Source organism: Oleiphilus sp. HI0086, assembly GCF_001635225.1.
The window spans coordinates 1-1,150 of record NZ_LWFZ01000367.1 but is presented as its reverse complement, the minus strand read 5'-3'; the positions used below and the strand labels follow the sequence as shown (position 1 = coordinate 1,150).

Here is a 1,150-nt window from a genome sequence, read left to right as displayed (position 1 = left end):
GTGATGCCATGTGCTGGTAGCTCACATTGATACCGGGGTCATAACGAGCTGGCTTGCTGACAGCACTGCGTAACTGGTCAGGCACAACGATCTCCGGTACGCCGCCAAAGAACTCAAAGGCTTTCACATGTGCGTTAATCCAGTCGGCTTTGCGTTGCGTCCATGACGCCATTGCGAAGGTGTAGTTACTCGCGCCAAGTATGGCTACAAAGATCTCAGCTGAACGGATCTCGCCAGTATCCGGGTTAACGATAGGTACCGTGGCCCCGCTGTAATCCACAAACATTTTTTCACCGGCAAGGTGAATCTGGCGCATGGAGCGCTTTTGCTTAGAACGCCATTCACGATAGTAGCCGCAATATTGCGAATACTGATAGCCCGCGTCGCCATGTATTTGCTTATATTCCTCCCACAACAATTGCTTGGTAACGCCTTTGCGCTTGAGTTCTTGGTGAATGGCAGCGCAATCAGGCATAACCCGACCATGGCGCGTATTGATCTTGGCGTCGGGGAATAATAAACGTTCTAGTTCATTGTCAGTCATCTCTATTGGAAGTGGCCAGGTTAGCCCAACATCAACCGCTCTTTTTCCATAAGTGGAAACAGTGCCTACGCCGATTCCTAAGCTGCGGGCAATATTTCGATGACTCAGTTTTGCCTCGAGTTTGAGGCGGAGAATATCTTTAATGTGTCGCATTGCTAATCTCTTGTTTGGCATCGTACTCTCGGCTTAAAAGCGCTAAGAATAACGTGCTCGACAAATTGAGTTTCAATGCATGGAAGGAGTTTGTGATTGATGGTGATCAGTCGTTGCGATTACTCGATCACCGTTTGCGATAACAGCTAAAAGTGAGTCATTTTGAATCGCAATGAGTGATCACGTTCCGTCGCAACAGGTGATCACTTTGAATCGCAACGAGCGATCAGGTTCGCGCGGAATACGCAAGTAATGATAATCCGTTTTCAGAATCACTATTTCGAACCCTGAAGTACTGTCGTCGATGGCCATCTGAGGGATTTAAATCAATCGATGAAGCAAGAACTTGGGTGAAAGAGTTTGTCACTTGGTACAACACAGAGCACCGGCATAGTCGAATTAACTTTGTTACCCCAGAGCAAAGGCACTTAGGTCTGGATGAAGAAATATTAT

1 protein-coding gene and 1 pseudogene are annotated in these 1,150 nt (G+C 47.3%); one reads left to right on the top strand and one right to left on the bottom strand.

Annotation, left to right across the window (positions count from 1 at the left end):
- Window positions 1–697, bottom strand: a 697-nt coding sequence (gene istA / locus A3756_RS04705; RefSeq protein ID WP_156490271.1) for an IS21 family transposase, incomplete at its 3' end; no start/stop codon positions are given.
- Window positions 698–945: 248 nt separating this feature from the next.
- Between istA and A3756_RS25845 the strand changes: the two are divergent.
- Window positions 946–1,150: pseudogene (locus tag A3756_RS25845) on the top strand (integrase core domain-containing protein); the annotation flags it as partial.